Annotated in this window: 8 protein-coding genes; 6 read left to right on the top strand and 2 right to left on the bottom strand. The window is 40.7% G+C overall.

Annotated elements, in window-relative coordinates:
• Nucleotides 1-53: 53 nt before the first annotated feature.
• From ACMX3D_RS28735 to ACMX3D_RS28760, 6 genes are all read left to right on the top strand, one after another.
• On the top strand, nt 54-647 hold the full coding sequence (locus tag ACMX3D_RS28735) for an HPP family protein (RefSeq protein ID WP_482749168.1): 594 nt from the start codon (nt 54-56) through the stop codon (nt 645-647).
• A gap of 476 nt (nt 648-1,123) precedes the next feature.
• Complete coding sequence (locus ACMX3D_RS28740; RefSeq protein ID WP_482749169.1) at nt 1,124-2,689, top strand: phytoene desaturase family protein; 1,566 nt, start codon at nt 1,124-1,126, stop codon at nt 2,687-2,689.
• Between the two features lie 114 nt (nt 2,690-2,803).
• On the top strand, nt 2,804-4,018 hold the full coding sequence (locus tag ACMX3D_RS28745; protein ID WP_482749170.1) for an FAD-dependent oxidoreductase: 1,215 nt from the start codon (nt 2,804-2,806) through the stop codon (nt 4,016-4,018).
• Nucleotides 4,019-4,217: 199 nt separating this feature from the next.
• The gene (locus tag ACMX3D_RS28750) at nt 4,218-4,760 is read left to right on the top strand and encodes a DUF4334 domain-containing protein (RefSeq protein WP_482749171.1); all 543 of its coding nucleotides are present in this window, start codon (nt 4,218-4,220) and stop codon (nt 4,758-4,760) included.
• Nucleotides 4,761-5,372: 612 nt separating this feature from the next.
• Nucleotides 5,373-8,675 (top strand): protein DpdE, encoded by a 3,303-nt coding sequence (gene dpdE, locus ACMX3D_RS28755; RefSeq protein ID WP_482749172.1) that lies wholly within the window; start codon nt 5,373-5,375, stop codon nt 8,673-8,675.
• A gap of 165 nt (nt 8,676-8,840) precedes the next feature.
• Nucleotides 8,841-9,095, top strand: a complete 255-nt coding sequence (locus ACMX3D_RS28760) for a TIGR03643 family protein (RefSeq protein WP_482749173.1) — start codon at nt 8,841-8,843, stop codon at nt 9,093-9,095.
• A gap of 32 nt (nt 9,096-9,127) precedes the next feature.
• On the opposite strand, the gene mutS is transcribed toward ACMX3D_RS28760, so the two are convergent.
• Together mutS and ltrA are read right to left on the bottom strand one after the other, a co-directional pair.
• Nucleotides 9,128-11,698: a DNA mismatch repair protein MutS gene (mutS, locus tag ACMX3D_RS28765; protein ID WP_482749174.1), complete on the bottom strand. Its 2,571-nt coding sequence runs from the start codon at nt 11,696-11,698 to the stop codon at nt 9,128-9,130.
• Nucleotides 11,699-12,318: 620 nt separating this feature from the next.
• Nucleotides 12,319-14,217 carry a group II intron reverse transcriptase/maturase gene (ltrA, locus tag ACMX3D_RS28770; RefSeq protein WP_482749175.1) on the bottom strand — a complete coding sequence of 633 codons (1,899 nt, stop codon included), beginning with the start codon at nt 14,215-14,217 and terminating at the stop codon, nt 12,319-12,321.
• Nucleotides 14,218-14,633 lie beyond the last annotated feature (416 nt).

The raw sequence follows: 14,633 nt of genomic DNA on the forward strand, positions 1-14,633 counted from the left end.
ACAGGGAATTTTTGTGTGTTGAGGACTGTTAGTTGTAGTTGCTCTGGAAAATTATGAAAGGTTATTTACCCAAAAAACGGATTTATTCAACCTATCTAGCAAGATTGAATTATCAAAATGTTCAGGAGAAATGGAAAAATTACTGCTTTAAAATACGTGGAACGAGACGTTCATTTTGTTTAGATAGACCCCACCACAGACACATCTTTTGGAGTTGGTGTGGTAGTTTTATTGGAATAGCGGCAACGGCTTACCTTTCTATAAAAACTAATTCTCCTTTGCTGATGGCTCCCTTTGGAGCTACTAGCGTATTAATCTTTGGTATACCTGACAGTCCTTTAGCTCAACCCCGGAATGTAATTGGCGGTAATTTTGTAGCGGCATTAGTTAGCCTGACCATTTTGCATCTTTTCGGTTCAGAACCTTGGGCAATGGGAATGGCTGTAGCTACAGCCATTGGAATGATGCAACTTACGTCAACATTACACCCTCCTTCGGGAGCAGTTGCATTAGTTGTGATGATGACAAAAGCATCCTGGCAATTTCTTTTAACTCCAGCCTTAGAAGGTTCGATAATTTTGGTACTTTGTGCTGTGGTATTCAATAATCTGGCACACGAGAGAACATATCCCAAGTATTGGTTCTAATTTTAGAATTAGTAAACATATACTAATTTGTGCTTATTTGTAGCCTTCTTATGTTTGGATAAAACGGGAATATAAGCTGAAAAAGCTTATATTCCCGTTTTATTCAGGACTATAGGCTCAATGTCTGATATGTCTGATGAATTAGGCAGTTGCCATTGCCATTTGCCGATAGAAATCAGCGCAACAACGGCATATCTGCACACAAGCTTTCATTTGAGTATCATCACCCATAGGATTCGTGAGTGCGATCGCCCTTTGAACTGTAGAAACAGCGTTATGTGCTGCTTTGATAGCTCGGCTCTACAAAAGTTTTGCAGTTAAGTAATCAGTAGTTTGTTTTTGCTGGTAAGGTGCATCCTAATGATTACCAAGGCCAAGAGTTTATTCGACATCTATTAAAAATTTCCCACCAATTATAGAAGCCGACATCCATAGTTTTTTGGAAAATTACATTCAATCATCCGAGGAATCATTTTATGAAACCGGATTATCTGATTGTCGGCAGTGGTTTATCGGCATTAGTCTTTGGTGCTTTGATGGCAAACTCTGGCAAGTCTGTGCAAATCCTCGAAGCCCATGAGCATCCAGGAGGGTTTGGGCATACGTTTACAATGGCTAAAAAATATACGTTTAATGCCCAACTTCACTACGTTTGGGACTGCGGTGAAGGGCAAACGGTGAATCGGGTACTCAAAAAACTGGGCTTAGATCAAGACGTGACCTTTGAGAGGTATGACCCAGATGGCTTTGACCACATGCGAATGCCGGGGTATGCCTTGAATATTCCCTCAAAACCAGAAGAACTGATTCGACGATTATCAGCATTATTTCCTGAACATAGCGATAGCGAAGCGCTGCCGCGAAGCGCGGAACGCATTCGCCAATTCATCAATGAAGTGGAAAAAACTGGTGCAGGCTTGAAAATACTCGCTCCTCCAGTTAAGCCAACTGAACTACTCCAACATCCGAATGAGGTGTTCTGTACTGCCCAGTATCTCAACAGCACACTTCAGGATGTATTTGACAAATTTCAGCTACCCCAAGCCGCCCAAACCTTATTAGCTCTGCAATGGCTTGATTTTTTGCTGCCTCCTAACCAACTTTCTTTTTATGCCTGGGTTGCATTATTTCGTGGCTACCAAGCAGGCGCATTTTACCCAACTCAGCATTTTGAGCATGTGATTAATTCACTCGTCAAGGTGATTGAATCAAACGGGGGAAAAGTGTTGCTCAACCATGAAGTCACGAAGTTTATAGTTAGCGACAAAACGGTCACCGGAGTTGAGGCGATGGATCTCACCACCCATCAAACTCATGAATTTACAGGTGACACCGTGATTTGCAACATTGACCCTAAAAAAGCCGCGAAAATGATTGGTGAGGAAAAGTTCTCCAAAAAATTGCGCCGGAAACTCAACTATGAATATTCGGCATCCAACTTCATGGCTTATTGCGTCGTCAAAGATATTGACCTGCGCGACTATGGATTTGGTAAGTGGAATGTCTCCCATACAGGGCATCAAGATCTAAATGAAGCCTTTGCTCAGATGTATGAACGCCATGACTTTTCCAATCCCAGTTTTGCGATTACAACACCCACTTTATTGACCCAAGCGAAAAGGGATTGTCCAGAAGACTGCCAGATTGTGGAATTTCTCACCGTTGCCAATTACGACTACTTCAAGCAATTGCGAGAGAGCGATCGCCAAGCTTACTACCAGAAAAAGCAAGAAATCTTCGATTCCATCCTGGATGTTGTGGAAAAACACTATGTGCCGAATTTTAGAAAGCATATGGTCTTCCATATCACAGGCAGCCCCACCACCAATGAACGCTTCTGCTGGTGTCCTCAAGGGAATTCCTACGGCTCTATTCTCACACCGCGCAACATGGGTCTGGGACGGTTGAATCACGAAACCTCACTCAACCATTTCTATTTCTGCAATGCCTCATCAGGCTATCCAGGTTTTGCTCCAACCATCTGGACAGGAACACTTTTGTATCAACGCTTATCGGGCGATGTGATTTTAGGTAACAACTGATACCATTTTGGATTTTGGATTGAGCTTCTGTAAATCCATCTGTCGCCATCATTTTTCAAATTGGTATAAACAGACCTTCATGCACTATTCATTTCATCAATTTAGAGGTGAACTATGAGGATTGCTGTCATTGGGGGCGGAGCGAGTGGTATGGCCACAGCTTACTGGCTCGACAAACAAGGGCATCATGTCAGAGTGTTTGAAAGCCAGCCTATGTTAGGAGGACATATTCGGACACTGAACAAAAACGTGAAGCCCAATCAATCCCAGTGCAATGAAATTTTGGAAAGTGGAACACTCGAATTTCCGACTGTATTTCACAACTTCGTTGCTCTTATGCAAGAGTTAGGAGTGAAACTAGTACCCGTCAATATTGGTTCAGCGTTGTTTCCGAAAAATGGCGGTCACTTTTTATCGGATATCGCCATCAAGAAGAACTTCACGGGTATTCAACGCCTCATCGAATATCTGCGATTCGATACTATTTATGCCCGTTCTGCTGGATTATGGCTAAAAACGCGGTTTGCTCATCTGCAAGATTTATACGACCAGCCACTATCTCATTATTTGAAAGACCAGACTACTGGTAGCCTCTGGCTGAAGTTGCTGACGATGTATAGCTACTCGATGCCGTTTGAACTCATCGATAATTTTCCAGCAGAATTGGCAATTCCGATGCTACGTGACTACCTTGGGGTCAAATGGGTAAGGGTTGAAGGCGGTGTGTATTCTTACATTGAAAAAATTCTGGAACGCTTTCAAGGTGAAGTTTTGCTGAATGCGGAGATTGTCAGTATTTACCGAAGCCCAGATGCCGTGAAAATTGCGAGATTGAATGGCGAAATGCAGGAGTTTGATAAAGTCGTGTTTGCTACGCCACCCGACCAGGTATTGGCGCTGTTAGCTGACCCAACGGATGCTGAAATTAAACGCTTCTCGGCTTGGAAAGCCCATTATGCAACTACTACAGTTCATAATGATACTTCCATGTATGACAACCACGGTATCCGATATCCTTCAGAATTTGATTTCTTCCAGACAGACACCCGCTGGGGATATAACGGTTACTTGAATCAGCTGTGCGATATTTCGTCGCCACCGCATTATTTTTTATCATTCCAACTAGAAGAGTTAATTGCCAAAGATCGCATCATTCACATTCAGCAACATCATACTCCGTTGTATACTACTGAAGCTTTTCGATACCGAAATGAAGTGATTGAAACTAACGGCGAGAACAATACCTACCATGCAGGAGCTTACCTGGGAGATGGCTTACATGAAGGAGCGATCGCATCTGCTTTGCAAGTCGCTCAACTGATCGGTTAAATCTTGACTCCCAAGCAAACACATCTAATATATTATGTCTACTTACCAACTTGCGTGATTAAAATCACCTATCAAAAATTTTTCAGACATCCTCTAATGATTGCTCATGTCAGTTCCTTGATCAGCAATTATCATAGTTATTACGGATTAACCCAAAACATGGCATGGAAGTAGTTAATAAGTATTAGGAGAATGTGCAATGGAAACATTAGAAAATTATCAATCAATTCTCAAAACGGGTAAAACTACGACAGAAAAAGCTTTGGAATTGTTTGACGCTCTTGAACCCGTAAATCTGGATTTTATGTATGGTCGTTGGCAAGGATCTGGACTGCATACAAATCATCCAATGGATGGCTTATTAGAAATTTCTAACTGGTATGGCAAGGAATTTATCAATTCTGAAAATGTTAATCCGTTGTTATTTTTAGATAATCAGGGGAAAATTTTTCAGGTTGCTCCGAATCCCAATTTAATGAACTGGGTTTTGAAATTACCGATACCTAAAAATAATTCACTTAAACCCTTACTAACGTCAATTAATTCTTTACTTAAAACTGACAAAAGTCAAGCCAGACTACGAATGATGGAGTACAGAGGAAAAGTCACTGCCACAATGATTTATGATTATTTGCCAATCAATGATTCTTTTAGAAAAGTAGATGAGAATACTGTGTTAGGCATTATGGATTATAAAAACATACCTCAACCTTTCTTTTTTGTTCTCAAGCGATGCTCTTAATATTGAAAGCAGAGCTGCTTGTAACTTCTTGTGAGAAACGTGTCAGTTTAGTTGTCAAAAGGTTTGGTAATTATCACAACCTTGAATACAAAGAATCTATAAGTGCATAGTCTCAAGTGATGTGTTTGCTTGAGTGATTTTTTGTGCCAATGCTTTATTATGGATCTGTACGAATTTAGCCAAAGCCATTGGAACTTAATCAAATAAACTTACTAGAGAGTTAGAGCAAGTTAACGTTCAGCTAGTGCAAATTGAATATTAAAGACCATAATTGAGTTACTTTCACTTCTGAGGGATAATTAACTTGTCAGTCACACCTTTTGTCATCACCTCATAACCCAATCAGCTAAATCTATTTTTTGATGTCAAGTCTACACCAACACCCAGAGCAGAGCAACTGGTAATAAGTGCGAATGCCTTGCGAGAGTGGAAATCCCAAATTTTTGGCTATCAGCAACAGGTGAGGCAAAGTAAGCCACCACAGCAGACAGCTTAGCAAAGATTTTAAGAACTTCCCTGAACAGGCAACACAAAAACCCGCTACAATTGAAATTCTGCAAAATTTTCAGATGAGTTTTTACAAGGTTTAGGAGCATTTAGGGGACTAAAACTATGATTAAGCTTGGCTCACTAGTGCAGTCCTCAAGTAATTCTTTGGGGATAGGTAAAGTCGTTGAAATCTCTCATGGCAATATCATTGTTGAGTATTTCTGTTCCATAGAGCAACGCTTGCAAAAAACTTTACCTATACAGTCACTGTCTCAAGTTATGCTAAGACCCAAGACTCGGTGTTATGTCAAGTTAAAAGACCAGAATCAATGGGTAGTAGGCAAAATTTTTATTTGGGACGAAGACACTCAAAAGTATCAAATAGATTTGCCAGATAAAAAGTTACTAATTACGGCTGAATCAGAAACTTATGTTCGTTGTAATTTAGCGATAAAAGATCCCATTGAAACCTTAGCACTTAAAGCACACGAAACACCTTACTTGCACGACAGAAGGTTGGCTTTGGTTAAATGTTTAGTCAAGCAGAGGGCTTTTAGTCGTGGAATGACAGGACTAATTTCGTCCAATATTCATCTTTATCCCCATCAAGTACAAGTTATCCAGCGTGTATTAGAAGATCCTGTTCAACGCTACATATTAGCAGATGAAGTAGGACTAGGAAAAACTATTGAAGCAGGTGTAATTCTACGTCAATATCTGCTTGATGAACCAGAAAAACGTGTGTTAGTCCTGGTTCCAGGCAAATTAGTACAACAATGGAAAAATGAATTAGAAAATAAATTTTATATTTCTTATTTTCCCAAAAGAGTAGTGGTGCTGGCATCTGAGGATGTACATAAAATCACTCCACAAACAAATATTGGGCTACTAATTATAGATGAAGCTCACCATATTGCAGCAATGGCTAATTCTAAAGATATAAAAATCAGCCAGCGTTTTGAACTTTATAGAAATTTAGCCCATAAAAGTGAACATTTACTTTTGTTATCTGCTAGTCACATCCTGAAGAACGAGCAAGATTTATTAGTAATGTTGCACTTACTAGAGCCAGCAAGTTACAAATTGAATAATTTACCAGATTTTCAGCAGCAAATACAGAAGAATCAAATCAGCAATCAAATTATTCTTTCATTAAAAAATGAGAATAATCCTTCTAAAATCAAAAGCAGTTTAGATCAATTACATAACTTATTCCCTGAAGATAAATATTTGTTATCTTTAATAGAAAAGTGGGAAAATTGTTTACAAGCAAACTCGAATATTCCAAGTGAGATTGTTCAGAATATTTGTATTTATATCAATGAAACTTACCGAGTACATCGACGAGTACTTTGTAATCGTCGTACTTATGTGAAAGATGCCATCTTGAATCGTAATATTACACCTAAAGAAGAATACGATTTAGATGAGCGATCGTTTGATATCCATGAACTGATTGAAAAATGGCGTACTAATGCCCCTAATGAGGAAAATTATCAACGTATTTTTCTGTTGTTATTTTTGGCTTCTGGTACTTGGTTAGGAATTTTAGAGCAAGTAATTGCAGCCCGCCAAAGTGGAATTCGTAACCAAGATTTGATTAAAGAATTTGGCAATCATGATATCAATCTGCTAACTCAAACTCCAAAATTTGCAGGGGAAGAAGAAATTCTTATATCTTTACGGCAAATTATTGCTCAACCATCAGAAGACGGAGACCGTATTGAATTACTAAAAATTATTGTTCTCTACCGCTTATCAGAAATTTATGGGTTGCAATCATTTCGTAATAATCTTGACCAATTAAGCGAAAGAATCAAACAGAGAATTCGTAGACCTATTCCTGGTGATTTTTTACCAAAAGTATTGATATTTACTGAATTTGGTCAGGCTTGCCGAGAAATTGCTCGTTCCCTATCAATCACTTTTGGTGCAGAAAGTATTGCAATTCATCACTCAGGACAAAACTGGGTAGAAACTGAAAAAAATTTAACCCAGTTTCATAATAACCCTAATTGCTTTATTTTAATTGGTGATGCGTCTGCTCAAGAAGGGCATAACTTTCAATTTATTGATTGGGTAATTAATTTTGATATTCCTTGGATACCTCATCAACTAGAACAGAGAATTTGTAGATTTGACAGAATTAGTCGCTGTAAAAATATTGATGTTACTGTGCTAGTTGGTGTTGATTTAGAAGACAGTCTTCATGCTGCTTGGTACCAAGTCTTAAGAGATGGATTTTTGATTTTTAACCAGTCAATAGCTAGTTGTCAATTTAATGAACAATTGTCAGAGTTAGAAAAAGCTCTGTTTCAATTAGGCGGTAGTGGTTTATTACAACAAATTGAATCAATTCAACAGAAAATTGCGCAAGAACAATTAGAAATAGATGTAGAGAATGCTTTAAATGAATTTAGTATTCAAAAAGATGCCAATACATATTTCCAAGAACTAGAGAATTATGATAGCAATCATCTTGAAATTAAACGAGCGATCGAAGGTTGGATTGATGATGTATTAAAATTAAAATCGATTTATCACCCAGATTTGACAGATGTAAAACACTATCAAGCAAGTAAGTATACTTTAGTTCCTGTAGACGAATTAAAAACTCGCTTTGCTAATAGTAATATAAACCAATTTGGTACTTATAACCGCAATTTAGCAAACCAGCATCCTGGTATCAAACTTTTCCGCATTGGCGAAAAATTAGTAGATACAATCTCTAGTTATATAGAATGGGACGATCGCGGTCAAGCTTTTGCTCTATGGCGACAAGATTCGTCATGGGATAGCCATCAGGAAAAGGAATGGTTTGGTTTTCAGTGTAACTATTTAGTTGAATGTAATCTCGAAAAAATCAAGCAAGTTTTTACAGATTATCAACTGAATGATTCTCAATTCAATATTTTGAAACGCCAGGTTGATGCTCTATTTCCGCCTTTTATTGAGAGTATCTTTATTGATGCTCGTTCGGAAACTCTAAGTGATGTTCAAGATGAATCTATCTTAAATGTATTACAGCGTCCATATCAGAAAGATAAAAATTCTCATCGAGGACAAGATTACAATTTGGCTAAAGAGCGTTTAGAAATTATTGATAATTTTATTCCTCCTAATAGTTGGCATAATGTTTGTTATCAAGTAAGTACTGCATCTAAGCAATTACTTACTGAACGGCAAAATTTTATTCAGTTATGTGAAGACTACGCTCAGGTTGCAGAGCAGAAATTAGCGCAGAGAGTAGAACAATTAAATTTGCGCTTGAATACACAGACTTGGAATCATACTCTAGCTGAAGAACTGAAAATAGAAAGGCTTTTAAAGTCCGCTATTGTTCAAGGAGTCCGTCAGCCAAAGCTTCAGCTTGATTCTGTTGGCTTTATTGTGATCTCTGGGCGATCGCTAGGTGAGGATTTGTAGTTCTTGAGTTTAAGTCGCTAGAATGCCTATCCTACCTCGGAATAAATTCCGAGTCTCATGGCAAAAGTCCTCTCAAGAGGACTACTTTTAAATAAGCAGTTTTGGGAGTAGCATTTTTAAAATTAGAATATATCTAGCTGTAATTGACTAATTATCAACAAAGGAATGAAGTTACCAAACCTTGATACCCAAACAATTGATCGCATTATTGAAATGGCCTGGGAAGACAGAACACCATTTGATGCGATTGAAACTCAGTTTGGACTGAAAGAAAAGCAAGTAATTGCATTGATGCGCCAGCAAATGAAAGAATCCAGTTTTCGGATGTGGCGAGAACGAGTTACCAAACGGAAGACAAAACATTTAAATAAGCGAGAATTTATTGCAGGTCGATTTAAATCGCAAAATCAAAAAACATAAACAAGAATGTGTGACAGGTGTAGGTTTTTTACTCATGTCAAATTTTTCAGTCCGATCGCAATCTTACTGTGTTTCTCGATTTGATCCATGACTTGTTTTGCCCGTTGAATCACCACCGCTGGCAAACCTGCTAATCTTCCCGCTTCAATGCCATAAGATTTATCCGCACCACCTGGTTGAACTTGGTGTAAAAAGATAATTTGATCTGGTAATTCTTTGACTGTTACTTGATAATTTGCCACATTAGGTAACATCCCCGCCAACTCATTTAATTCGTGGTAGTGAGTGGCAAAAATTGTCCGAGAACGAATTTCTGTGGCAATATATTCTGCTACCGCCCAAGCAATGGAAAGACCATCAAAAGTTGCTGTCCCGCGACCAATTTCATCTAACAAGACTAACGACCGAGATGTAGCATGGTTGAGAATATTGGCGGTTTCATTCATTTCTACCATAAAGGTAGATTGACCTGTTGCTAAATCATCAACTGCGCCGACACGGGTAAAAATGCGATCGCATATTCCCAAATTCGCCGACTTAGCGGGGACAAAACTACCAATTTGCGCCATCAATTGAATTAATCCTACTTGACGCAAATAACAACTTTTACCACTGGCATTTGGCCCAGTAAGAATAATTAAGTCAGGGTTTTCATGTGTTGATGACTCTTGTCCTAGCTGGGTTGAATTCGGCACAAAGAAACCCGCTGGTAAAGATTGTTCCACCACCGGATGGCGACCATCAACAATTTCTATCTCGCGCCCTGAAATCATTTCGGGACGACAGTAACCTTGTTGCACTGCTAACTCGGCTAAACCACACAACACATCCACCGCCGCGACGGCGCGAGAAAGTTGACGTATAGCTTCTGCTTGTTCGCCGACTTCTTCCCGCAATGCTACAAAAATCTCATATTCCAACTTATATAAATCATCTCTGGCACTGAGAATGCGTGCTTCTCGTTCCTTTAGTTCTGGGGTGATGTAACGTTCCTCATTCTTCAGGGTTTGCTTGCGGATATAGTTAGCGGGTACTTGGTCGGCTTTGGTGCGCGAAATACTAATGTAGTAACCAAAGGTTTCGTTAAATCCTACTTTTAAAGTCGGAATTCCGGTTCTCGCCCGTTCATCAACTTCTAAATTTGCAATCCATTGATGGTCTGCTTCTACAGTTGCCTTTCTTTCATCCAACAAAACATTAACGCCCGGACGAATTAGCCCCCCTTCTTTTAAATGTAAGGGTGGTGCTTCGACAATGTGGGCTTGAATTTTTTGTGCCAATTCTTCTAATACAGGCGGCACTTTCTGCAAAGCTTTCAAGAAAGGAGAATTGGCATTGGCTACTAAACGGGCTAACTCTGGTAAACGTGAGAGAGAATCAGCTAAAGCGACTAAATCTCTGGCATTGGCAGTACCAGAACTCGCCCGTCCTGTGAGGCGTTCAAGGTCGTAGATTTGCCGTAATAAATAGTGCAAATCTTGGCGCAGAGGTGTATTTTCTTTTAATTCTTGAATTGTATCTTGCCGCGCTCGGATGCCTTTAATATCAAGTAGCGGTTGTAATAACCAACGCCGTAAAGCGCGACTACCCATTGCGGTGCTAGTTTTATCTAATGCCCACAGCAAAGAACCGTGAAAAGTTCCATCACGAACTGTTTGGGTAATTTCTAAATTACGGCGGGTTTGATGGTCAATAATTAGATAATCTGTGAGTGTATAGGTGCGTAACCTTTGCAGGGAAATTGTGTTTTCCTTTTGAGTCTCTTCCACATATTCCAAAAGACCGCCAGCCGCCCGCACAGCTAGGGGAAGATGATCACAACCTAGACCTTCGAGCGATCGCACCTTGAATTTCTGCAATAATTTACTTCTAGCTTCACCTTGAGAAAAAGGTACTTGCGATCGCAAACTATAACAAAATGATGGCGGTAAACATTGGGGAAGATGAGGCGAAGTTTCTCCTGGACGCAGCAAAGCACCCAAATCAGGCGCATTTGTTGGAACCAACACCTCGGAAGGTTGCAAACGCATTAATTCTTGCGTCAGGTGTTCTAAATCGCTACCTTGAGTTGTGAGAAATTCCCCAGTTGAGATATCTGCGTAAGCTAAACCCCAGTGAGTACCAGCAATAACAACCGCCGCCAAATAATTATTGCGGCTAGATTTTAGCATTCCTTCTTCTAACAACGTGCCAGGGGTGAGGATGCGCGTTACTTCCCGGCGCACCAAACCCACAGCTTCCGAAGCATCTTCTACTTGGTCGCAAATAACAACTGCATAACCTTTCTCTACCAATAAAGTAGTGTAGCGTTCCCAAGCGTGGTGCGGCACACCAGTCATTGCCACCCGTCCCACTTCGCCGCCGTGCTTGCTGGTGAGAACTAATTCCAGTTCACGAGAGACAGTCACCGCATCTTGGAAAAAAGTTTCAAAGAAATCGCCTACTCGATACAGCAACAGCGCATGAGGATATTTATCTTTAATTTCCACATAATGCTGATACATTTTACTCAGCTTAGTGCGGTCTACCAATCGCGTATCAGCGTGGGGTGCAGGGGGTTGATTGGTTTCTGCTGGCTGGATGTCAGAGTCAGAAGCGGTCATAGATAGATGCCAAGATTCACGCACAGAAAAGCCACAATACTCGATGATAGCGTGATGTTAGATGGATTTGCGATCGCTCAAGATTTTTTTATGTTTCGATTTTGCCTTTGCTATTCTTATTCCACTACTTGTTTAAGCTTACTGCGGTCTACTAGTCGCGTATCCGCATGAGGCACAGCCAGTTGAGTAGTTTCTGCTGGCTGGATGTCAGAGTCAGAAGCGGTCATAGGGTCATAGATAGATGTCAAGATTCACGCACAGAAAAGCCACGATACTCGATGATAGCGTGATGTTCGATGGATTTGCGATCACCCTATGCCCAAATCATGATAAATCTACCTTGGAAGGCGAACATTGGAGAAATAAACACCATTGTTCGAGTTCCAAGCTTGAAATTTCGTGTTCTGATGTTGAAATTCCGAGTTCCAGGCTCGAAGTTTTGTGTTCTGAAGTCAAAGTTCCAAGTTCTGAGGTTGAAACTTCGAGTTCAAAGCTCAAAGTTCCGAGTTCCAAGCTCGAATGTCGGGTTTTGATTGCGTAAGCGTAGGTAGGGTCGAGGTGTGCATTACTGCATCACCCCTCCCATCCGAAACCGTGCGTGCGACTTTCACCGCACACGGCTACTCAGTGTGTTGTCCATTTGTCATGTCGGACTTCCTAACAGCATGACCAAGAAAGTTTGGAATATCGTTTAGCCATTCCCAGTCGAATTTCTCCCAAAATTTAGAGAGCAATTCTTGGAATTTGGAGTGGTCTTTATTCCGAATTTCTTTAAGGTCAATTGCGGTCTTTTCGTCATGACAATGCCGATGTAATAATTGCAGGTTTTTCCATTCATCCTTACCGCCTAGTGCTTTGGGGATTTGATGGTCTATTTCAATTACATCCCATTCTTGGAAGCTTAATCCGCACCAGGGACATTTACCCTTTTGAAGTTTTAGCAACTTAGCCTTACGACTAGGCATTTGAGGGTGTTTCCCTAGTCTTGAACTCCAGTAAACTGTGTCGCCGTCGTAGGGGCTTTTATCACCTTTGACTTTTACATAACTAGTGCTACTGCAAGAGAATTGGTTATGTTTTAGTAACCGAAGGGGGTTCGCATCCCCAACTCTTGTTGCGAATACCCAGTTAACGCCTTCTATGGATGTCCAGTATTTGGTATGTCCTTTTGCTGTAGTTCCACATCGGCGTGTTGCCCATCGTTGAAGTTTCAGGTATGTGAGGTTGTCTTGTTTTGATAATTCTCCGATAGTTTGGGCATCGGAGTTTGAGTAGTAGGAAGTCCATCCCCTGATTACAGGGTTGAGGTCTTTGATTAGTGCCGCTTGGGGCGAAGACCTGTGTTTTCTGATGATTCTTCCGATTTCCTCTTGATGTGCCTTACTCGCCTTCGTGGATGGGGTGATGAGGGTGTTAAAACCAAGTATTTTTCCCTCAGCATTTTTATTGCTGCGGTACTTCCCTGCTGGGTATTGCTGGATATGGTGACCAAGAAAGTTGAATCCAGCTTTACCATCTTCACTCAGTTCATTGGTGAGTGTATGAGTTAGCCTGGTTTTTTCGGGTTTAAGTTCTAAGCCTATGTCTTTTAACCACTCCGAGATGATTTCTCGGCATCTTTGGACTATAGCCTTATCTTTGTGCAACACAACAAAATCATCTGCATAGCGTATAAAGCTAAGTGATTTGATTCTTTCTTGACGTGACACTCTTTTACCGTTTTTATCACGAATATCGAGTGTTGTGGCAAAGTTGTTGAGTGCATTTTCTAAGCCGTGGAGGGCTATATTTGCCAGTAGTGGTGAAATAACACCACCTTGCGGTGCTCCAAGAGATGTAGCCGTAAATGCCCCCTGGTCTATGACCCCAGATTTGAGCCAAGCTTTTATCTGTTGCCTAGCTTTTCCTCTGATGTTAAGTTTCTGAAGTAGGGCTATGTGGTTAATGCAATCAAAACATTTGGCTATGTCCGCATCTAGTACGAATTTTGCCTGATTCTGTATACAGAGTTTGATTTGTTTAATTGCATCGTGGCAAGACCTTCCTGGTCTAAAACCATAGGAATTTGGTTCAAAGACTGCCTCCCATTCAGGTTCTAGTGCAGATTTTACTACGGCTTGTAATGCACGGTCGTACATTGTGGGTATTCCTAATGGGCGTTTTTCTTGTGTTCCTGGTTTTGGAATCCATACTCTACGAGTGGGTTTGGATTTTCCAGTAAGTTTTAGTTCCCTTGCCAGTTTCATACGTGCTTCTGGGGACAGCGTTTTTTTGCCATCCACTCCTGCCGTCTTTTTACCTTGGTTTTCTTGGGTTACCCGACGAGCCGATAGTAATCTGTTGTACCAAGACCTCATCAGCGTCTTTTGGAGTTTGCGACATCGCTTAACATCGCCACGGCGGGAAGCAGCATAAATGCGTTTTTGCAACTTAAAGACATATCTTTCGGCTTTGAGCCAATTGATAGTTTTCCATCCCTCGGTATTCAGTGAAACTGAGTCCAATTTAGGCTTATTCATTGCTACTGTTACCTTTAGCCTTTCCCACACTGCGGTACACGTCAGCTTATCCCGGCGATTACAGCCATCCTTTTTCCGGCTTTACCTGTTAATTCAGGTTGGGCATTTGCTTTTTGTACCATCCTTCTCCCTTATGTCTTATGGCTGATACCTACCTGTATTTTCAGGAGAACATCAGGGGTTGTTTCGTTCCCATCATCCATGTTTGAATCCTTTAGGGCGTGCCTTTCCACCGGGTGAGAGTAGTGCGCCATCTCGGTCGGGCATACCGAGTGGACTCTTTTATGTCGGATATTCCCGACCCAGGCGGTTTGGAAGTTAGTTCCAAAGAAGCTTATTCCCCCTGGAGCCTGCTAACGATGGTTAAACGGCACTTTGCTTGTTCTACCCATAGGATTCTTGCTTGCAGTATACGC

This window comes from Anabaena sp. TISTR 8404 (assembly GCF_056847745.1).

What these genes read in the sequence shown, in the direction of transcription:
- ltrA (WP_482749175.1), bottom strand. Translation starts at nt 14,217, where the DNA reads ATGAATAAGCCTAAATTGGACTCAGTTTCACTGAATACCGAGGGATGG.
- dpdE (WP_482749172.1), top strand. Translation starts at nt 5,373, where the DNA reads ATGATTAAGCTTGGCTCACTAGTGCAGTCCTCAAGTAATTCTTTGGGG.
- mutS (WP_482749174.1), bottom strand. Translation starts at nt 11,698, where the DNA reads ATGACCGCTTCTGACTCTGACATCCAGCCAGCAGAAACCAATCAACCC.
- ACMX3D_RS28735 (WP_482749168.1), top strand. Translation starts at nt 54, where the DNA reads ATGAAAGGTTATTTACCCAAAAAACGGATTTATTCAACCTATCTAGCA.
- ACMX3D_RS28760 (WP_482749173.1), top strand. Translation starts at nt 8,841, where the DNA reads ATGAAGTTACCAAACCTTGATACCCAAACAATTGATCGCATTATTGAA.
- ACMX3D_RS28740 (WP_482749169.1), top strand. Translation starts at nt 1,124, where the DNA reads ATGAAACCGGATTATCTGATTGTCGGCAGTGGTTTATCGGCATTAGTC.
- ACMX3D_RS28745 (WP_482749170.1), top strand. Translation starts at nt 2,804, where the DNA reads ATGAGGATTGCTGTCATTGGGGGCGGAGCGAGTGGTATGGCCACAGCT.
- ACMX3D_RS28750 (WP_482749171.1), top strand. Translation starts at nt 4,218, where the DNA reads ATGGAAACATTAGAAAATTATCAATCAATTCTCAAAACGGGTAAAACT.